This window comes from Ensifer sp. M14 (assembly GCF_003355565.1).
Taxonomy (GTDB): Bacteria; Pseudomonadota; Alphaproteobacteria; order Rhizobiales; family Rhizobiaceae; genus Ensifer.
Genome location: NZ_QJNR01000004.1, coordinates 3,317,036 through 3,336,557 on the forward strand (window position 1 = coordinate 3,317,036; position 19,522 = coordinate 3,336,557).

The 19,522-nt window shown below is 59.3% G+C and carries 14 protein-coding genes and 3 tRNA genes; 2 read left to right on the forward strand and 15 right to left on the reverse strand.

Features of this window, described 5'->3' with window-relative positions:
- Window positions 1-57: 57 nt before the first annotated feature.
- From rpoC to BLJAPNOD_RS16200, 12 genes are all read right to left on the reverse strand, one after another.
- Window positions 58-4,263 carry a DNA-directed RNA polymerase subunit beta' gene (gene rpoC / locus BLJAPNOD_RS16145; protein WP_077498431.1) on the reverse strand — a complete coding sequence of 1,402 codons (4,206 nt, stop codon included), beginning with the start codon at window positions 4,261-4,263 and terminating at the stop codon, window positions 58-60.
- A gap of 183 nt (window positions 4,264-4,446) precedes the next feature.
- The gene (gene rpoB, locus BLJAPNOD_RS16150; RefSeq protein WP_077498432.1) at window positions 4,447-8,586 is read right to left on the reverse strand and encodes a DNA-directed RNA polymerase subunit beta; all 4,140 of its coding nucleotides are present in this window, start codon (window positions 8,584-8,586) and stop codon (window positions 4,447-4,449) included.
- Between the two features lie 266 nt (window positions 8,587-8,852).
- On the reverse strand, window positions 8,853-9,227 hold the full coding sequence (gene rplL, locus BLJAPNOD_RS16155) for a 50S ribosomal protein L7/L12 (protein ID WP_077498433.1): 375 nt from the start codon (window positions 9,225-9,227) through the stop codon (window positions 8,853-8,855).
- A gap of 58 nt (window positions 9,228-9,285) precedes the next feature.
- Window positions 9,286-9,804 carry a 50S ribosomal protein L10 gene (gene rplJ / locus BLJAPNOD_RS16160; RefSeq protein ID WP_077498434.1) on the reverse strand — a complete coding sequence of 173 codons (519 nt, stop codon included), beginning with the start codon at window positions 9,802-9,804 and terminating at the stop codon, window positions 9,286-9,288.
- 334 nt (window positions 9,805-10,138) lie between these two features.
- A complete protein-coding gene (gene rplA, locus BLJAPNOD_RS16165) occupies window positions 10,139-10,837 on the reverse strand; it encodes a 50S ribosomal protein L1 (protein WP_025426656.1) in 699 nt (232 codons plus the stop codon).
- Window positions 10,838-10,841: 4 nt separating this feature from the next.
- On the reverse strand, window positions 10,842-11,270 hold the full coding sequence (gene rplK / locus BLJAPNOD_RS16170) for a 50S ribosomal protein L11 (protein WP_053247107.1): 429 nt from the start codon (window positions 11,268-11,270) through the stop codon (window positions 10,842-10,844).
- A 208-nt stretch (window positions 11,271-11,478) separates the two neighbouring features.
- Window positions 11,479-12,009, reverse strand: coding sequence for a transcription termination/antitermination protein NusG (nusG, locus tag BLJAPNOD_RS16175; RefSeq protein WP_077498435.1), 531 nt, complete (start codon window positions 12,007-12,009; stop codon window positions 11,479-11,481).
- Between the two features lie 16 nt (window positions 12,010-12,025).
- On the reverse strand, window positions 12,026-12,226 hold the full coding sequence (gene secE, locus BLJAPNOD_RS16180) for a preprotein translocase subunit SecE (RefSeq protein ID WP_025426653.1): 201 nt from the start codon (window positions 12,224-12,226) through the stop codon (window positions 12,026-12,028).
- A 195-nt stretch (window positions 12,227-12,421) separates the two neighbouring features.
- Window positions 12,422-12,497 (reverse strand) — tRNA-Trp (locus BLJAPNOD_RS16185).
- A gap of 441 nt (window positions 12,498-12,938) precedes the next feature.
- Window positions 12,939-14,114, reverse strand: coding sequence for an elongation factor Tu (gene tuf / locus BLJAPNOD_RS16190; protein ID WP_077498427.1), 1,176 nt, complete (start codon window positions 14,112-14,114; stop codon window positions 12,939-12,941).
- A gap of 272 nt (window positions 14,115-14,386) precedes the next feature.
- Window positions 14,387-14,460, reverse strand: a tRNA-Gly gene (locus BLJAPNOD_RS16195).
- Between the two features lie 23 nt (window positions 14,461-14,483).
- Window positions 14,484-14,568, reverse strand: a tRNA-Tyr gene (locus BLJAPNOD_RS16200).
- A gap of 218 nt (window positions 14,569-14,786) precedes the next feature.
- Between BLJAPNOD_RS16200 and BLJAPNOD_RS16205 the strand changes: the two genes are divergently transcribed.
- A complete protein-coding gene (locus BLJAPNOD_RS16205) occupies window positions 14,787-15,662 on the forward strand; it encodes an RNA methyltransferase (RefSeq protein WP_115420482.1) in 876 nt (291 codons plus the stop codon).
- Window positions 15,663-15,872: 210 nt separating this feature from the next.
- Here BLJAPNOD_RS16205 and BLJAPNOD_RS36005 read toward each other — a convergent pair whose 3' ends face one another.
- Both BLJAPNOD_RS36005 and BLJAPNOD_RS16215 read right to left on the reverse strand, forming a co-directional pair.
- Window positions 15,873-16,148 carry a hypothetical protein gene (locus BLJAPNOD_RS36005; RefSeq protein ID WP_115421313.1) on the reverse strand — a complete coding sequence of 92 codons (276 nt, stop codon included), beginning with the start codon at window positions 16,146-16,148 and terminating at the stop codon, window positions 15,873-15,875.
- A 129-nt stretch (window positions 16,149-16,277) separates the two neighbouring features.
- Window positions 16,278-16,898: an FMN-dependent NADH-azoreductase gene (locus tag BLJAPNOD_RS16215; protein ID WP_115421314.1), complete on the reverse strand. Its 621-nt coding sequence runs from the start codon at window positions 16,896-16,898 to the stop codon at window positions 16,278-16,280.
- 140 nt (window positions 16,899-17,038) lie between these two features.
- On the opposite strand from BLJAPNOD_RS16215, the gene BLJAPNOD_RS16220 reads away from it, so the two are divergent.
- Window positions 17,039-17,980, forward strand: coding sequence for a LysR family transcriptional regulator (locus BLJAPNOD_RS16220; protein ID WP_077498436.1), 942 nt, complete (start codon window positions 17,039-17,041; stop codon window positions 17,978-17,980).
- A gap of 227 nt (window positions 17,981-18,207) precedes the next feature.
- Here the strand turns inward: BLJAPNOD_RS16220 and BLJAPNOD_RS16230 are convergent, their stop codons facing one another.
- Window positions 18,208-19,422 carry a site-specific integrase gene (locus BLJAPNOD_RS16230; RefSeq protein WP_115420483.1) on the reverse strand — a complete coding sequence of 405 codons (1,215 nt, stop codon included), beginning with the start codon at window positions 19,420-19,422 and terminating at the stop codon, window positions 18,208-18,210.
- Between the last annotated feature and the right edge of the window lie 100 nt (window positions 19,423-19,522).

Sequence of the window (19,522 nt, forward strand, 5' to 3'; positions counted from 1 at the left end):
CGCTCCGGGCGGCTTTTTTTATCTTGGAGCACGAGGGCGGAGACCGCCCTCCTGCCTTTATTCTGCCGCAGCGTTCTCCTTCGCGAGATCGGCGAGCATCGGGGTTGCAACATCTGCGCCCGTGCCCTTGCGACGCTCTTCGAGGATCATCTCGTCGCGCGCCGTCGCGATGCGACGGATCTGGGTCATCGTTCCGCCGGTACCGGCCGGGATCAGACGACCGACGATGACGTTTTCCTTCAGACCCTGCAGGCCGTCGACCTTGCCGGCGATCGCCGCTTCGGTCAGGACCTTGGTGGTTTCCTGGAACGACGCCGCCGAGATGAACGACGGTGTCTGCAGCGAGGCCTTGGTGATGCCGAGCAGGACCGGATCGCCGTAGGCCGGCTTCTTGCCCTGTTCGATCAGGCCGTCGTTGACGTCTTCGAGCTCGATGCGATCGACATTGTCACCGACGATGTAGGTCGAGTCGCCTGCATCGGTGATTTCCACCTTCTGCAGCATCTGACGAACGATGACTTCGATGTGCTTGTCGTTGATCACAACGCCCTGCAGTCGGTAGACTTCCTGGATTTCGTTGACCAGGTAGGAAGCGAGTGCTTCCACGCCCTTGATCGCCAGGATGTCGTGCGGCGCCGGGTTGCCGTCGAGGATGTAGTCACCCTTTTCGATGTAGTCGCCATCCTGAAGATGGAAGGGCTTGCCCTTCGGGATCAGGTATTCGACCGGCTCGACACCGTCTTCAGCAGGCTCGATCAGCACGCGACGCTTGTTCTTGTAGTCGCGGCCGAACCGGATCGTACCATCGATCTCAGCGATGACGGCGTGATCCTTCGGACGACGAGCTTCGAACAGTTCGGCAACGCGCGGCAGACCGCCGGTGATGTCCTTGGTCTTGGCGCTTTCCAGCGGCGAACGAGCAAGCACGTCACCCTGGGAAACCTTCGTACCCGGTTCGACCGAAAGAATGGCATCGACCGAAAGCATGAAGCGGGCGTCACCACCACGCGACAGCTTCAGAACGGCGCCGTTCTTGTCCTTGATGACGATCGCCGGCTTCAGGTCGATACCGCGCGGCGTCGAACGCCAATCGATAACCTGACGCTTGGTGATGCCGGTGGACTCGTCGGTCGCTTCAAGTACGGAGATGCCGTCGACAACGTCTTCGAAGTGAACGGTACCTTCCACTTCCGTCATCATCGGACGGGTGTAGGGGTCCCACTCTGCGAGACGCTGGCCGCGCTTCACCTTGTCACCATCGTCGACGAAGATCTTCGAACCGTAGGCGACGCGCTGCGAGGAGCGTTCGACACCACGTTCGTCGAGGATCTGCACGGCCATGTTACGACCCATGGCGACCAGAATGCCGTCAGAGTTGCGCAGCATGTTGCGGTTCTTGATCTGAACCGTGCCTTCGTAGGACGCTTCCAGGAACGACTGGTCGACCACGGTCGCCGTACCGCCCAAGTGGAAGGTACGCATGGTGAGCTGGGTGCCCGGTTCACCGATCGACTGTGCAGCGATAACGCCAACCGCTTCGCCCATGTTGACAGGCGTACCACGTGCCAGGTCTCGGCCGTAGCAGACGCCGCAGACGCCGGTCTGGATTTCGCAGGTCAGCGCCGAACGGATGCGGATCGACTGGATACCAGCCTTTTCGATCTCGATGACGTCGGGTTCAAGGATCATCCGGCCTGCGTCGACGATGCGAACGCCCGTGACCGGGTGATCGATGTCGTCAAGAGCCGTACGGCCGAGAATACGAGCGCCAATCGAAGCCACGACCTGACCGGCATCGACGATCGCCGTCATGGTGAGGCCGTTCTGGGTGCCGCAATCGACAGAGTTGACGATGCAATCCTGCGCCACGTCGACGAGACGACGGGTCAGGTACCCCGAGTTCGCGGTCTTCAAGGCGGTGTCGGCCAGACCCTTACGGGCACCGTGGGTCGAGTTGAAGTACTCGTTAACGGTGAGGCCTTCCTTGAAGTTCGAGATGATCGGCGTCTCGATGATTTCACCCGACGGCTTGGCCATCAGGCCACGCATGCCGCCCAGCTGACGCATCTGGTTCGGAGAACCACGGGCGCCGGAGTGCGACATCATGTAGATCGAGTTCATCGGCTTCTGACGGCCGTTATCGTCGAACTCGACAGCCTTAATGCGGGCCATCATTTCGTCGGCGACCTTCTCGGTCGCCTTGCCCCAGGCGTCGACAACCTTGTTGTACTTTTCGCCCTGGGTGATGAGGCCGTCATTGTACTGCTGCTCGTATTCCTTCACGAGCGCTTCAGTATCGCCGACGATCTTCACCTTGGTGTCCGGAATGACCATGTCGTCCTTGCCGAACGAAATGCCGGCGCGGCAAGCATGGGCAAAGCCGAGCTGCATGATGCGGTCGCAGAAGATGACCGTGTCTTTCTGACCGCAGTGACGGTAGACCGTGTCGATCATCTTGGAGATGTTCTTCTTGGTCATTTCCTGGTTGCAGGTCTCGAACGGCACGTTGACGTTGCGCGGCAACAGTTCGCCGATGATCATGCGGCCAGGCGTCGTTTCGTAGATCTTCGAAACCGGGTTGCCCTCGGCATCGACGGTCTTGAAGCGGCCACGGATCTTGGCGTGCAGCGTCACGGCCTTGGTTTCGAGCGCGTGATGCAACTCGCCCATGTCCGAGAACGCCATGCCTTCGCCCGGCTCGTTCTGGTTCAGGATCGACAGGTAGTAGAGACCGAGAACCATGTCCTGCGACGGAACGATGATCGGAGCACCGTTGGCCGGGTGCAGGATGTTGTTCGTCGACATCATCAGGACGCGGGCTTCAAGCTGCGCTTCGAGCGACAGCGGCACGTGAACCGCCATCTGGTCACCGTCGAAGTCGGCGTTGAAGGCCGTGCAGACGAGCGGGTGCAGCTGGATCGCCTTGCCTTCGACCAGGGTCGGTTCGAAGGCCTGGATGCCCAGGCGGTGCAGCGTCGGCGCGCGGTTCAGGAGAACCGGATGCTCGCGGATAACCTCGTCGAGGATATCCCACACTTCCGGCTTTTCTTTTTCAACGAGCTTCTTGGCCTGCTTGACGGTCGAGGAGTAACCCTTGGCGTCGAGGCGGGCATAGATGAACGGCTTGAACAGCTCGAGCGCCATCTTCTTCGGAAGACCGCACTGGTGCAGCTTCAGTTCCGGGCCGGTCACGATGACCGAACGGCCGGAATAGTCGACGCGCTTGCCGAGCAGGTTCTGACGGAAGCGGCCCTGCTTGCCCTTGAGCATGTCGGACAGCGACTTCAGCGGACGCTTGTTGGCGCCGGTGATGACACGACCGCGGCGACCGTTGTCGAACAGCGCGTCCACAGATTCCTGCAGCATGCGCTTTTCGTTGCGGATGATGATGCCCGGCGCGCGAAGCTCGATCAGACGCTTCAGACGGTTGTTACGGTTGATCACGCGGCGATAGAGATCGTTCAGATCCGACGTCGCGAAACGGCCACCATCGAGCGGCACGAGCGGACGCAGGTCCGGCGGGATCACCGGGACGACCTTCATGATCATCCACTCCGGACGGTTGCCGGAATCCATGAAGTTCTCAACGATCTTCAGACGCTTCATCAGCTTTTTCTGCTTCAGATCCGAGGTGGTCTCGGCCAAGTCCGAACGCAGATCGCCAGCGATCCTTTCGAGGTTCATCGAAGCGAGCATCTCATAGATCGCTTCAGCACCGATCATCGCGGTGAACTGATCTTCGCCGAACTCATCGACGGCGAGCATGTAGTCTTCTTCGCTGAGGAGCTGGTTTTCCTTCAGCGACGTCAGACCAGGCTCGGTCACGATGTAGTTTTCGAAGTACAGAACGCGCTCAACATCCTTCAACGTCATGTCGAGCAGCGTCGAAATACGGCTCGGCAGCGACTTCAGGAACCAGATGTGGGCAACGGGAGCCGCGAGCTCGATGTGACCCATGCGCTCACGGCGAACGCGCGACAGCGTTACTTCGACGCCGCACTTTTCGCAGATGATGCCCTTGTACTTCATGCGCTTGTACTTGCCGCACAGGCATTCGTAATCCTTGATCGGACCGAAGATACGTGCGCAGAAGAGACCATCGCGTTCCGGCTTGAACGTGCGGTAGTTGATCGTCTCCGGCTTCTTGATCTCACCGTAAGACCAGGAAAGAATCTTCTCCGGCGAGGCGATCGAAATCCGGATGGAATCGAAAGTCTGTGCAGGCACCTGCGGATTGAAAAGATTCATGACCTCTTGGTTCATGCCTGTCTCCTTTACGGGCTTAACGCCCTGAGCTTGGCGGGGTGCCGACAAATCCCGGGCGCCGGCCCCTACCCCATAAACAGCTAAAACCGCATCTGATGCGGCCCCGTTCCTCTCGCTTGCCAATGAAGCCTTGCGGAGGAAGCGGTGCGCGCCGCGACGCGGCACGCACCTTGATGTTTCTTATTCGGCTGCGTCAGGCAGCTGACCTGCACCGAGTTCGTCGATCTTGGTGTTCTCGAGTTCGACCGAGAGGCCAAGCGAGCGCATTTCCTTGACGAGAACGTTGAAGCTCTCAGGAATACCCGCTTCGAAGGTGTCGTCGCCACGGACGATCGCTTCGTAGACCTTCGTACGACCGGCCACGTCGTCCGACTTCACCGTCAGCATTTCCTGCAGGGTGTAGGCGGCGCCGTAGGCTTCGAGCGCCCAGACTTCCATTTCCCCGAAGCGCTGACCGCCGAACTGCGCCTTGCCGCCCAGCGGCTGCTGGGTAACGAGCGAGTAAGGACCGATCGAACGGGCGTGGATCTTGTCGTCGACAAGGTGGTTCAGCTTCAGCATGTAGATGTAGCCAACGGTCACTTGGCGGTCGAACTGATCGCCGGTACGGCCATCATACAGCGTTGACTGGCCGCTGACCTTGAGGCCCGCCTGCTCCAGCATCTCGTTGACGTCGGCTTCGACAGCACCGTCGAAGACCGGCGTTGCGATCGAAACGCCGCGACGGGTCTGCTCGGCAAGCCGTACGATCGACGCGTCGTCGTACTGTTTGATCGGCTCACCCTTCGGGCCTGACCCGATGACGCTGTCGATGGTATCGCGCAGCGGCTGGATATCGGCACCTGCCTTGTAGGCGTCGAGCATCGCACCGATCTTCTTGCCCATGCCGGCGCAAGCCCAGCCGAGATGGGTTTCGAGGATCTGGCCGACGTTCATGCGCGAAGGCACGCCGAGCGGGTTCAGAACGACGTCGACGTGCGTACCGTCTTCCAGGAACGGCATGTCTTCGATCGGCACGATGCGCGACACGACACCCTTGTTGCCGTGACGGCCGGCCATCTTGTCGCCCGGCTGGATCTTGCGCTTAACAGCGACGAAGACCTTGACCATCTTCATGACGCCCGGAGGCATTTCGTCGCCGCGCTGGACCTTTTCGACCTTGTCCATGAAGCGCTGTTCAAGGCGCGACTTGGATTCGTCGTACTGGGCGCGAAGCGCTTCGATCTCGCCCTGAGCCTTTTCGTCTTCGATGGCAAACATCCACCACTGCGAGCGGGGATATTCGCTGACGACGAGGTTGGACAGCTCAGTGCCCTTCTTGAAGCCCTTCGGACCTGCAACCGCGGTGTGACCGCGCAGCATGTCGACGAGACGTGCGTAGACGTTGCGATCGAGGATCGCCTGTTCGTCGTCGCGGTCCTTGGCCAGGCGTTCGATTTCCTCGCGCTCGATCGCCATCGCGCGCTCGTCCTTCTCAACGCCGTGGCGATTGAAGACGCGAACTTCGACGACGGTGCCGAACGTGCCCGGGGGCATGCGCATGGACGTGTCGCGGACGTCGGAAGCCTTTTCGCCGAAGATGGCACGCAGAAGCTTTTCTTCCGGCGTCATCGGGCTTTCGCCCTTCGGCGTGATCTTGCCGACCAAGATGTCACCCGGCTGAACTTCAGCACCGATGTAGACGATGCCGGCTTCGTCGAGATTACGCAGCGCTTCTTCCGAAACGTTCGGAATGTCGCGGGTAATTTCTTCCGGGCCGAGCTTGGTGTCACGCGCCATCACTTCGAATTCTTCGATGTGGATGGAGGTGAACACGTCGTCGCGCACGATACGCTCGGAGAGCAGGATCGAGTCTTCGTAGTTGTAGCCGTTCCAAGGCATGAACGCGACGAGCGCGTTGCGGCCGAGCGCCAGATCGCCGAGATCGGTCGACGGACCGTCAGCGATGATGTCGCCCTTGTTCAGGACGTCACCGACGGTGACCAGCGGGCGCTGGTTGACGCAGGTGTTCTGGTTGGAACGCTGGAACTTCTGCAGGCGATAGATATCGACGCCAGACTTCGACGGATCGAGGTCTTCGGTGGCGCGGATAACGATACGGGTCGCATCGACCTGGTCGACGACACCGCCACGGCGGGCTGCAATAGCAGCGCCGGAGTCGCGGGCAACGACCGGTTCCATGCCGGTACCGACGAACGGAGCTTCGGCGCGCAGCAGAGGCACAGCCTGACGCTGCATGTTCGAGCCCATCAGTGCGCGGTTGGCGTCGTCGTTCTCGAGGAACGGGATGAGCGCCGCTGCGACCGAAACGAGCTGCTTCGGCGAAACGTCCATCAGGTTAATGTTGTCGCGCGGTGCCAGCATAACTTCGCCGGAATGGCGGCAAACGACGAATTCTTCGGAGAACGAACCATCGCTCTCGAGAACCGAGTTTGCCTGGGCGACGTGGTACTTCGCTTCTTCCATCGCCGAGAGATAGACGACGTCGTTCGTCACCTTGCCGTCAACGATCTTACGGTACGGGCTTTCGATGAAGCCGTACTTGTTGACGCGGGCAAAGGTTGCAAGCGAGTTGATCAGACCGATGTTCGGGCCTTCCGGCGTTTCAATCGGGCAGATACGACCGTAGTGCGTCGGGTGAACGTCGCGAACTTCGAAGCCTGCGCGCTCGCGGGTCAGACCGCCCGGGCCAAGTGCCGAAAGACGGCGCTTGTGGGTGATTTCCGAAAGCGGGTTCACCTGGTCCATGAACTGCGACAGCTGCGAGGAGCCGAAGAATTCGCGAACGGCGGCGGCAGCCGGCTTGGCGTTGATCAGGTCCTGCGGCATGACGGTATCGATTTCGATCGACGACATGCGTTCCTTGATCGCGCGCTCCATGCGGAGCAGACCGAGGCGGTACTGGTTTTCCATCAATTCGCCGACAGAACGAACACGGCGGTTGCCGAGGTTGTCGATGTCGTCGATCTCGCCCTTGCCGTCACGCAGTTCGACCAGCATCTTGACGACAGCCAGGATGTCTTCCTTGCGCAGGATGCGCACGGTGTCGGCCACTTCGAGGTCGAGGCGCATGTTCATCTTCACGCGGCCAACGGCCGAGAGATCGTAGCGCTCAGCATCGAAGAACAGCGTGTTGAACATGGCTTCCGCGGAATCCATGGTCGGCGGTTCGCCCGGACGCATCACGCGGTAGATATCGAACAGAGCGTCCTGACGGTTCTCGTTCTTGTCTACGGTCAGCGTGTTGCGGATGTAGGCGCCGACATTGATATGGTCGATGTCGAGAACCGGGATTTCGTCGAACCCTGCCGACAGGATGACGGGAAGCGTCTTCTCGTCGATCTCGTCGCCTGCTTCGAGGTAGATTTCACCGTTCGCGAAGTTGACGATGTCTTCGGCAAGGTAGTTGCCATAGAGATCGTCATCGGTCGCCTTGAGAGCCTTCAGGCCCTTGTCCTGCAACTGGCGGAGCAGGCGCGGCGTCAGCTTCTTGCCGGCTTCGACAACCACTTCGCCGGTGTCGGCGTCGACCATTTCGGTGATCGCCTTCTGGCCCTTCAGCGTTTCCGGCTGGAACGGCACGCGCCAGCCTGCGCCGTCGCGCTGGTAAAGCGACTTCGTGTAGAAGGTGTCGAGGATTTCCTCGCCGTCCATGCCAAGCGCCATCAGCAGCGAAGACACAGGGATCTTGCGGCGACGGTCGATACGGGCGTGGACGATATCCTTGGCGTCGAACTCGATGTCGAGCCAGGAACCGCGATACGGGATCACGCGGGCAGCGAAGAGCAGCTTGCCGGAAGAATGGCTCTTGCCCTTGTCGTGGTCGAAGAACACGCCCGGAGAGCGGTGCATCTGCGAAACGATAACGCGCTCGGTGCCATTGACGATGAAGGTACCGTTGTCCGTCATGAGCGGCATGTCGCCCATGTAGACGTTCTGTTCCTTGATGTCCTTGATCGACTTCGCGCCGGTATCCTCATCAATATCGAACACGATCAGGCGCAGGGTCACCTTGAGGGGTGCCGCGTAGGTCAGATCGCGCTGACGGCATTCTTCGACGTCAAACTTCGGCTGTTCGAATTCGTAGGAAACGAACTCGAGCATCGAAGCGCCGGAGAAATCCTTGATTGGAAAAACCGATTTGAAAACGGCTTGAAGGCCCTCATCAGGGCGTCCGCCCTTGGGCTCTTCAACCATAAGAAACTGGTCGTAGGATGCCTTCTGAACCTCAATGAGGTTCGGCATCTCCGCGACTTCTGGAATTTTACCAAAAAACTTGCGTACGCGCCTGCGACCGTTAAACGAAAGGGTCTGAGCCATCGTCGCTCCTTGTCAATCTTGCATCCGGGCCTGCAACGGACGGGAACCGATGGCCAGTCGACCCCGTCAATCAATGAGTAGTTCAATCTCGTCTAACTTGCGGAAAACACCCAGCGCGGATTGCTGTGCCGATTTCCGTTCGAGACCATCCTCTTGAAGAACCCATTACCCAAAAGCCGTTTTGCGACAGGCTTTTGGGTAATATGTTCTAAAAACGGTCAAAGAGAGGCGGCCGAAATGGCCACCTCCCCTTGCAAAAGGCCGAATTACTTGACGTCAACCTTGGCGCCAGCGTCTTCGAGCTTCTTCTTGAGGTCAGCAGCTTCAGCCTTCGAAACGGCTTCCTTGACTGCCTTCGGAGCGCCTTCGACCAGGTCCTTGGCTTCCTTGAGGCCGAGACCGGTGATGGCGCGGACTTCCTTGATGACGTTGATCTTGTTGGCGCCAGCGTCAACGAGGATAACGTCAAACTCGGTCTTTTCTTCTTCGACCGGAGCAGCAGCACCGCCGCCAGCAGCAGCAACAGCTACGGGAGCAGCTGCAGAAACGCCCCACTTCTCTTCGAGCAGCTTGGAAAGCTCAGCAGCTTCCAGGACGGTCAGCGAGGAGAGGTCTTCAACGATCTTTGCGAGATCAGCCATTTTACTTTTCCTTTTGTTCGGTTCGAACTGGTTTTAAATACAACAGCGAAAATCCGCCTTAGGCGGCTTCGTCCTTCTTGGCATAGGCGGCGAACACGCGGGCAAGCTGGCTTGCCGGTGCTGCAACAACCGTAGCGATGCGGGTTGCCGGGGCATTGAGAAGGCCCAGCAGCTTCGCGCGCAGCTCGTCCAGCGAAGGCAGGGTCGCAAGCGACTTGACTGCTTCGGCGGTAAGCGTGGTTGTTCCCATGGAGCCACCGAGAACAACGAGCTTGTCGTTGGTCTTGGCGAAATCCATGACGACCTTAGGAGCCGTGATCGGGTCTTGGCTGAATGCGATCAGCGTCTGACCCTTGAAGAGATCTGTGATCCCTTCCGACTCGGTGCCCTGAAGAGCGATCTTGGCCAGGCGGTTTTTCGCGACTTTGACGGTGCCGCCAGCAGCGCGCATCTTCGAACGGAAGTCGTTCATCTGCGCAACTGTGACACCAGCATAGTGGGCCACGACAACCGAACCGGAAGCCTTGAAGACTTCGTTCAGCTCCGTGACGAATTCGCGTTTTTCCGCTCTTTCCACTGTCTGTCTCCAGTTGACAGGGTTGCATGAACTGCAGCCCCTGCCGGGTTTGCCTTTGTCACCAGGGATCATCAAAAGAAGATCCCAAGTAACGCTTGAGGATCCTGTCCCTTGGCGTTCCCGGAAAGCCGGGTCTGACACAAGGCAAGCGAGGCTCGAACCGAATTTCGACGCCTCCGGCGTCATTGCGAAATTCAGATCTTACCCGTCTCATGCAGGCCGAAGTGATTAAGGTAAAACCACCCGCAATCTCGGACAGGAGTTCCGGATCGAAATCCGGATTTCCGGCCCCGAAGAGCCGGAAATTCTTTCCCGGGCCAAAGCCCGAAATTCTTTAGGCGACGCTGAGCGTTGCCGGGTCGATCTTCAGGCCCGGGCCCATGGTCGACGAAATCGCTACGCGCTTGACGTAGTTGCCCTTGGCGCCAGCCGGCTTCGCCTTGACGACTGCGTCAGCGAAAGCGCGGATGTTTTCTTCCAGAGCCTTGGCGTCGAACGAAGCCTTGCCGATACCGGCGTGGATGATACCAGCCTTCTCGACGCGGAACTCGACAGCGCCGCCCTTGGATGCCTTGACGGCACCGGCAACGTCCATGGTGACCGTTCCGACCTTCGGGTTCGGCATCATGCCGCGCGGGCCGAGAACCTTACCGAGGCGGCCGACGAGCGGCATCATGTCCGGGGTCGCGATGCAACGATCGAAGTCGATCTTGCCGCCCTGAACGATTTCGACGAGCTCTTCAGCACCGACGATGTCTGCACCCGCAGCCTTGGCTTCGTCAGCCTTGGCACCACGTGCGAACACGGCAACGCGAACCGTGCGGCCCGTGCCGTTCGGCAGGTTGACGACGCCGCGGACCATCTGGTCGGCGTGGCGCGGGTCAACGCCGAGGTTCATCGCGACTTCAACAGTCTCGTCGAACTTGGCAGTTGCACGTTCCTTGACCAGCGAAACGGCTTCAGTGAGGCCGTAGATCTTCGTCGGGTCGATGCCCTCGCGGGACTTCTGTACACGCTTTGCAATCTTCGCCATGGTCTTAGCCCGCCACTTCCAGGCCCATGGAGCGGGCAGAGCCCTCGACCATTGCCATTGCGCCTTCGATATCGGCCGCGTTGAGGTCCTTCATCTTGGCCTCTGCGATCGTGCGGATCTGAGCCTTGGTGATCGAACCAGCCTTGGCCTTACCTGGGGTCTTCGAACCGGACGTGATCTTCGATTCCTTCTTCAGGAAGTAGCTGACCGGCGGCTGCTTCATGACGAAGGTGAACGACTTGTCCTGGTAGTAGGTGATGACGACCGGGATCGGCATACCCTTTTCCATTTCCTGCGTGGCGGCATTGAACGCCTTGCAGAATTCCATGATGTTAATGCCACGCTGACCAAGTGCAGGACCGATCGGCGGGGACGGATTGGCCGACCCTGCCTTCACCTGCAGCTTGAGTTGGCCTGCAACTTTCTTAGCCATTTCTCTCTGCCTCTCACTGCCTCGTCGCGACGGATCGAAACGAGGAACTGTTACGCCGGTTTCCCGGCATTCTGCCGATCAGGGATCGGCGGCTGCGGTTGCGTGGTGCGGACCCTTCGTCCCGGCTAAGGCCGACGTCCTTCCACGCGCATGCGGATTTCTCCGCCAGGGCAGGCCTAAACGACTTGCCCAATCTCTCTTGATCTTCTCAGACCTTCTCGACCTGGCCGTATTCCAGTTCGACCGGGGTCGCACGGCCGAAGATCGACACTTCGACCTTCAGGCGCGACCGCTCCTCGTCGACATCCTGAACGATGCCGTTGAACGAGGCGAACGGACCATCCGAGACGCGAACCTGCTCGCCGATCTCGAAGGAGACGGATGGCTTCGGACGCTCGACACCATCCTGGACCTGACCAAGGATACGATCGGCTTCATGGTCCGGAATCGGAACCGGCTTGCTGTCGGTACCCAGGAAACCGGTGACCTTCGGCGTGTTCTTGATGAGGTGGTAAGCCTCATCCGTCAGGTTGGCGCGCACCAGGACGTAGCCCGGGAAAAACTTGCGCTCGGCATCAACCTTACGACCGCGACGAACCTCGACAACCTTTTCGGTCGGAACGAGGATCTTCTCGAACAGGTGCGAAAGGCCCTTTTGCTTGGCCTTTTCCTCGATCGATTCAGCCACCTTCTTTTCGAAATTCGAATAGGCGTGAACAATATACCAGCGTGCAGCCATACTACCCTCCACCCAATCAAGCGCCAGCGTTGAGGACTAGGCCAATCAGCCAACCCATCAACTGGTCCGCAGCAAAGAAGAAGGCAGCGGCAAAAAAGACCATCACAAATACCATCAGCGTCGAGATCATCGTCTCGCGCCTGGATGGCCAAGTTACTTTCGACGCCTCTGAGCGAACCTGCTGCAGAAACGTAAACGGATTCGTTTTGGATGCCATGTAATGCTCACGCCATTACGGCGCGTAAAGCCGATGATTCAGCCCCACACACCGCGTGTCTGTTTGGACCCTACATAAAGACCGATTCCATAAATCACAAGAGGCATTCGGTCTTTTCTGTGAATTTCGATGGTCGGCCTATCCGACCTCCTCCCGCCCTACTCGGCTTTGAGCCGTTTGCAAAGACGAAGGCAATGGCAGGGGCAGCCGGGCTTGAACCGACGACCTGCGGTTTTGGAGACCGCCGCTCTACCAACTGAGCTATACCCCTAGTCGCTCCGGCCGGTCATTCTCGAACCGGTCAGCGCATCAAGTCAGCGGCTTATTATTCAGTTTATCGGACGATGACAAGCGTCTTTGACGGAAAAGATTCAAATTCTTGTGGCAAAAACTGCAACAGCGCGTGATGTGCCTTTCCACCCCGCGCCGCGCCGTCCGTTGCGCGCAATGCGCGCGCCATTGAAGCGGCAGTCGCGGCCGGCTCAACGGCTGCATTACGACGCATTGACAGAGCCGCCGGTCGCAATGGCGATGGAAGCGTCGCACGAGCTTGGGGCCGGAACGCGCAGCCAGATGCCTCAGAACGCCTTCCTTACGCCTGCCCTTCCACGGAATTCCCGCAAGGATAGGCGGACCGCCCAAGCGTCTTAATCAAAACGAAGAAAGCCCCGCCGTTTCCAGCGGGGCCTTCTGAACCGAAATAATCCGGAGATTACTCGACGATCGAAGCGACGATGCCGGCGCCGACGGTACGGCCGCCTTCGCGGATAGCGAAGCGCAGCTTTTCTTCCATCGCGATCGGAACGATCAGCTCAACGGCAACGGTGACGTTGTCGCCAGGCATAACCATTTCCGTGCCTTCCGGAAGTGTCACGATGCCCGTCACGTCCGTCGTGCGGAAGTAGAACTGCGGACGGTAGTTCGTGAAGAACGGCGTATGACGGCCGCCTTCTTCCTTCGTCAGGATGTAGGCTTCTGCCATGAACTTCTTGTGCGGCTTGACCGAACCCGGCTTGCACAGGATCTGACCACGCTCAACGCCGTCACGGTTAACACCACGGATCAGCGCGCCGATGTTGTCGCCGGCCTGGCCCTGGTCGAGCAGCTTGCGGAACATTTCAACGCCCGTAACCGTCGTCTTCGACGTGTCGCGGATGCCGACGATTTCAACTTCTTCGCCAACCTTGACAATGCCACGCTCAACGCGACCGGTCACAACCGTACCACGGCCCGAGATCGAGAACACGTCTTCGATCGGCATCAGGAACGGCAGGTCGATCGGACGCTCAGGCGTCGGGATGTAGGCGTCAACAGCCGCCATCAGCTCGCGGATCGCGTCTTCGCCGATCTTCTTGTCGGAATCTTCAAGAGCAGCAAGCGCCGAACCCTTGATGATCGGAATGTCGTCGCCCGGGAATTCGTAGGACGACAGAAGTTCGCGAACTTCAAGCTCGACGAGCTCGAGAAGCTCGGCGTCGTCAACCTGGTCAACCTTGTTCAGGAACACGACGATTGCCGGAACGCCAACCTGGCGAGCAAGCAGGATGTGCTCGCGGGTCTGCGGCATCGGGCCGTCAGCGGCCGAGCAAACCAGGATCGCGCCGTCCATCTGCGCTGCACCGGTGATCATGTTCTTGACGTAGTCGGCGTGGCCGGGGCAGTCGACGTGCGCGTAGTGACGGTTCGGCGTCTCATACTCAACGTGAGCCGTCGAAATCGTGATACCACGGGCCTTTTCTTCCGGAGCAGCGTCGATCTGGTCGTACGCCTTGTACTCGCCGAAGTACTTCGTGATCGCTGCGGTCAGCGACGTCTTGCCATGGTCAACGTGGCCAATCGTGCCAATGTTAACGTGCGGCTTGTTGCGCTCAAATTTGCTCTTTGCCATGGGTACGTTTCCTGTGGTCAAGTATGATTGATCAGCCGGCTGGGCCGGTTTGTGGAGCCGTTTAAGGGTTTCAAGGGATTTGCGCAAGACTTAATTGCGTGCGCCCGGACCGGCCACGGCAGCCATCTCCTGCCATCATATAAGAACGGCGCATCGACGACGCAAGTTGTACCGATTTTGGAATCACTTTGCGGCTCGGCCAAAGAACAAACAACGGCTTATGAGGAGCAGCTGAAGCGTCACTTTAAGGAAATGGAAAAGGTCAGCGCTGCTGGAGCGGGTAGCGGGAATCGAACCCGCGTATTCAGCTTGGAAGGCTGCTGCTCTACCATTGAGCTATACCCGCGGGTCTTCGATCCAGAAGCAGAATGGTGGAGGGAGTTGGATTTGAACCAACGTAGGCGAAGCCAACGGATTTACAGTCCGTCCCCTTTAACCACTCGGGCATCCCTCCATTATTCTGTCGGGATCAAGTCGACCAAGCATTTGAGATCGTGAGACATCCAGCGATTTGTCGTTGCCGCCTCTCGTTCTGCGGGGGGTATATGACGGCCCGCCTTGCTCCTGTCAACACGCCAAAACGGAAAATTTGTGAAATTCTCCACAGCCCCGCTTTATCCACCGCTATCGAATTCCGTTCCCAGGTCAGGCGAAGCGCTCTATAAGGCAGGCATGAGCAAAGATGACATCGGCGACAAGAGCGCCAAGAACACCCATTACGCCACTCTCAGGCGCGCCCACCGCGACGCCAAGCGCGAGCGCGGGGAAATCCCGACACCCAAGCAGGATCGCTGGCGCAAACAGCCCGGCGACTGGAAGCCGCCAGCGCTCGCACCCGAACAGGTGCTGCTCTATGGCCTTCATACGGTGCGTGCAGCACTCGACAACCCGTCGCGCAAGATCGTTCGCCTGTGCGTGACACAGAACGCAGCCGCACGGCTGGAACTCGGCGAATTGTCAGAACTCCCCTTCCCGGTCGAGACCGTGGCGCCACAGGATCTCGACAAGATCCTCGGTCCTGATGCCATCCACCAGGGCGTGATGCTCGAAACCAAGCCGCTGCCGCTGCGCAAGCTCGAAGCGCTCAGCGAATGCCAACTCATTCTCGTGCTCGACCAAGTGACCGATCCGCACAATGTCGGTGCGATCATGCGCTCGGCCGTCGCATTCGATGCCGGCGCCCTGATCACCACCATTCGCCACAGCCCGACCGAATCAGGCGTTCTGGCAAAGTCGGCGTCCGGCGCCCTGGAAATGATCCCCTATATCCAGATCACCAATCTTTCCGACACGATCGAGGAACTGCACCGCCTCGGCTTCCACACGATCGGCCTTGATTCGGAAGGACCGGAGCCGCTCGAGGGCACGTTTGCCGGAGGCAAGGTCGCGCTCGTGCTCGGTTCGGAGGGCAAGGGTCTCAGGCAAAAGACCCGCTCGACCGTCAAGGCGCTCGCCCGGCTCGACATGCCCGGCGCAATCAAGTCGCTGAACGTCTCGAATGCGGCGGCGATCGCCATGTATGCGGCCCGTCAGTTCCTGAGTAAGTGAGCAATTCGGCCTTTGAAGGCCGCCAAACGCTTGCAGAATCCTCCGGAAGCGAAGAGCCGGGGGATTTTCCCACCGAGCATAATTTCTGATGGGCGCGACCGATCGATTCGACCGGGTGCACAACGCGGCGACATCAAGCGCCGATACACAGCCTCAGCGCCTTTCTTGCTGCCGTCGAAACCGCATCACTGCGTCTTCGTCATTGCGTCTTCACCAGTACGAAGCCCATCGGCTCTGATTGCTCGCGGTCGGGCACCCCTCACGCAGCTTTCTCCAGGTGGTGACGTTGAGGTTCATCTCGCAGCGCGCGAGATAGGAAGTCCCGTCCACACGCAGACAGGCTGTCTGGCCGAGTTCATACTTGGAGCCGTCGCGATTGCGACACGTGCAGTCAGTATCGGGCGGAGACGCATATGCCGTACCGGCGGTCGTAAGCGCGACCACCGCAGCGATGACAGCCAAGGGCCTTCTCCGCCAGTCTCTCATGAGCACATTATAATACAGAATTATCGACGCGGAAACGGACAATGCCGGCTGCATGGCAACCGGCACCGTCCGCAATGGGGGCCAACGCCCCTTCACCGGACCACTGACGTGATCCGCTGAACTCTTGATTTAGCTTGCCAGACGAAGGACGGTTCCCTCGGCAATGGTCTTTTCGGCTTCGGCGATCGCGAACTGCTTCGAGTCGGCGCTGAGGTTCAGGCCTTCCGCACGCACGAATTCAACGTCGGTGATACCGAAGAAACCGAAGACCGTCTTCAGGTAGGCTTCCTGGTGGTCCATGGCCGAGGCAGGGCCTGCGGAATAATGGCCGCCGCGGGTTGAGGCGACAATCACCTTCTTGCCCTTGGCGAGGCCTTCCGGGCCAGATTCGGTGTAGCGGAAAGTCTTGCCGTTGACGGCGAGACGGTCGATCCAGGCCTTGAGCTGGCTCGGAATGGAGAAGTTGTACATCGGCGCGCCGACGACGATGGTGTCGGCAGCGAGGAACTCCTCGAGCATCTCGCGGCCGATCTTGACTTCGGCGGCCAGGCCGGCATCAACACCTGCGAGATCGGCCGGCGCCATGATCTGGGCACCGGTCAGATGCGGGATCTGGCTGCTTGCAAGGTCACGATAGGTAACCTTGGCGTCCGGGCGGTCAGCCTTGATCTGTGCGCTGATCGCCGCGGTCAGGCGACGGGAAACGGAGTGATCACCGAGGATACCGGAATCGATGTGAAGGACGTTCATGTGAAGCACCTTTGTGTTGGCGTTGCGGTGCATCACATATGATTGGAAAACAATCGCGCGATAAGTCAGTGGTTATTTGACATACTGTTTCCGGATGGAAACAGTGAGCCTGGCGATCCGGCGATGGGAGACGATAACAGATGCAAGACCTGAACGACCTCGCCCTCTTTGCAGCCGTCGTGCGCAACAACGGTTTCAGCGCTGCGGCGCGCGATCTGAACATCCCGAAATCCAAGCTCAGCAAACACGTGGCGCGCCTCGAAGACCAGCTCGGCGTCCGGCTGCTCGAGCGCTCGACGCGCAAGCTGCGCGTCACCGAGATTGGGCAGGTCTTCTACGAACATTGCCAGGGTTTGCTCGATGGCGTCGCCGTGGCCGAAGCGGAGATCGCCGCGGTCAAAGCCGAGCCGACCGGAACGGTCCGCCTCGCCTGCCCGCTTGGCTTCACGCCGATGCTCGCCGACATTCTACCGGCCTTCCACCGCCGCTATCCCGGTGTCCGGCTGCTGATTACCGCCACCAACCGCCGGATCGATCTGATCGAGGAGCGGATCGACGTGGCGCTGCGTGCCCGCGATCAGCTCGACACCGACAATCAGCTGATCATCCGCAGGTTCGGCGAGGTCCGCCAGCGGCTGGCGGCGAGCCCCACCCTGCTCACCCGCTTAGACGACATCACCATCGACAATCTGGGCGAGATGCCGACGCTGTCGATGAATGAGAGCCACGCCAGCGATGTCTGGCGGCTGGTCGATACCGAGGGAAAGACCACCGAAATTTCACACCGGCCGATCATCGGTTGCAGCGACTTTCTCATCCTGGAACGCGCGGCCATCGAAGGCATGGGCGTAGCGCTGCTGCCTGACCACATTTGTGAACGTGCCTTCCGCGCCGGCGTGCTTGCCCCGGTGCTTCCCGAATGGAGTTCTGGCGACGTTGTCGTCCACCTCGTCTTCCCGTCCCGCCACGGCATGCTGCCGGCAACGCGCGCCCTGATCGACTATCTCGCCGACAATCTCCTGAACGCCATGCAAAAATGCCGAGAAATTGTTCCGAAGGGGGCCGGGTCGTTCGAGATCTAAGCGGGCGCAGGGCGCGGTAGACAGGCGCTGCATCGCACCGCCACGCAAGGTCGATAATGTGCGGCACAGACACGGCAACCGTTCGGCCCTGCCGGCGAGCACGAACTATTATGCAAGCCCCAGATCGGAGCGGCGCGAAATTGATAGCGTTGCTGGAAAAAGTGGTGCCCCCACCAGGACTCGAACCCGGGACCCCCTGATTACAAATCAGGATGGAAAGCCTTATTTTACGGTACTTCTGTGGCGTCATGCGCCATTTGTGCGCCACTCCCAAAAATCGAGGACGAAATTTGGTCCATGACATTGCGATGCGTGTCGCTCGGAAACATATGCCCATATCTGCTCATGGTGACGGCCAGTGAGGAGTGACCGGCGAACGTCTGGACAGTCTTCGGCTGCATACCGGCCTCAATCCACGTGCTGATGGCAAAGTGCCGTAGAGCGTGCCAATTAAATGCCTTGAACTTCCCGCCGTCCTCTTTTGCCTTGGCGGTAGCAGCAGCAAGTAGCGGCCGAAACTCCCGCTTGAGGATGTTTTTGTGATCGAGAAATCCGCCCTTAGAATTCGGAAACACTAGATCATCAGCCTCAGAGCTCTTGGCTGAGTCCTTCCACTTCCGAAGTTCGGCGAGCATTGCGGATGACAGCGGTACTTGCCGTATGCCTGCGGTCGACTTCGTCGTGTCCTCATTCTTATATGCATCAACGCGACCGTCGACGGTTAGCTCGCCGGCATTGAAGGCCACATGTCTCCAGCGAAGCGCGTAGAGTTCGGAGGCGCGCACACCGGCTGATGCTGATAGGCGCATGCGAATTGCGATGCTGCCTTTGGCTTGGCCGAGCGCGGCAGCCAGATCTGCCTTGGATGGCGGCACGACCTTCTTTGCGCCTTCGCCACGCTTGCCGGTCACTCGGATATTGCTGGCCGGATTGATGGCAAGCAAATCGTTGCTTACTGCATGCTGTAGGGCGCGCGACAGACTTCCGAGAATTCGGCGCGTTGTCACGACGCCGACGCCAGCATCACGCAGCCGATCGCGGAAGTCACTGACGACCTTGGCCGTGCATTGGGAGAGCTTCACCGCACCTATGCCGCCTTCGAACTCAACGGCGCGCCCTTCCTGCGGGGCAACGTAGTTATAAAGCTGACCTTCGACTGTTCTGAGATAATGCTCGCCAGCATGTTCGCCGCGATCACGACGGCCGGCCAGGTGCTTGAGGTAGTCTTTGACTGCGTCCTCAACGGTAGTGCTTGCCGCATCGGCCCGATACGTGCCGGTGACAACTTGGTGCGTTACTTCCGTCCGGCGAGCCTCGGCGTCACGCTTCTTTTCGAATTGCTCCTTGTGCCGCTTTCCGCTCGCGTCGGTATAGGCAAGCACCCATGCCTCGCGCTCAACGCCCTTGCTTGTCTTCCATCTTCGCTTCGTGATCGTCGCCATTCCGTGACCTCCTGATTTGAATGGCGCACGAAAGCACGGCAAGTTAGGGCAATCAAGAAAAACCTTGACAAAGGATGTAAAGTGATATAAGGGAGAAGAC

Bases quoted from the DNA above. Each gene is read 5' to 3' on its own strand.
- BLJAPNOD_RS16220 (WP_077498436.1), top strand. From the start codon at position 17,039: ATGCAAGACCTGAACGACCTCGCCCTCTTTGCAGCCGTCGTGCGCAAC.
- BLJAPNOD_RS16205 (WP_115420482.1), top strand. From the start codon at position 14,787: ATGAGCAAAGATGACATCGGCGACAAGAGCGCCAAGAACACCCATTAC.
- rpoC (WP_077498431.1), bottom strand. From the start codon at position 4,263: ATGAACCAAGAGGTCATGAATCTTTTCAATCCGCAGGTGCCTGCACAG.
- rplL (WP_077498433.1), bottom strand. From the start codon at position 9,227: ATGGCTGATCTCGCAAAGATCGTTGAAGACCTCTCCTCGCTGACCGTC.
- tuf (WP_077498427.1), bottom strand. From the start codon at position 14,114: ATGGCAAAGAGCAAATTTGAGCGCAACAAGCCGCACGTTAACATTGGC.
- rplA (WP_025426656.1), bottom strand. From the start codon at position 10,837: ATGGCGAAGATTGCAAAGCGTGTACAGAAGTCCCGCGAGGGCATCGAC.
- rplK (WP_053247107.1), bottom strand. From the start codon at position 11,270: ATGGCTAAGAAAGTTGCAGGCCAACTCAAGCTGCAGGTGAAGGCAGGG.
- BLJAPNOD_RS16230 (WP_115420483.1), bottom strand. From the start codon at position 19,422: ATGGCGACGATCACGAAGCGAAGATGGAAGACAAGCAAGGGCGTTGAG.
- secE (WP_025426653.1), bottom strand. From the start codon at position 12,226: ATGGCATCCAAAACGAATCCGTTTACGTTTCTGCAGCAGGTTCGCTCA.
- nusG (WP_077498435.1), bottom strand. From the start codon at position 12,009: ATGGCTGCACGCTGGTATATTGTTCACGCCTATTCGAATTTCGAAAAG.
- BLJAPNOD_RS36005 (WP_115421313.1), bottom strand. From the start codon at position 16,148: ATGAGAGACTGGCGGAGAAGGCCCTTGGCTGTCATCGCTGCGGTGGTC.
- rpoB (WP_077498432.1), bottom strand. From the start codon at position 8,586: ATGGCTCAGACCCTTTCGTTTAACGGTCGCAGGCGCGTACGCAAGTTT.
- BLJAPNOD_RS16215 (WP_115421314.1), bottom strand. From the start codon at position 16,898: ATGAACGTCCTTCACATCGATTCCGGTATCCTCGGTGATCACTCCGTT.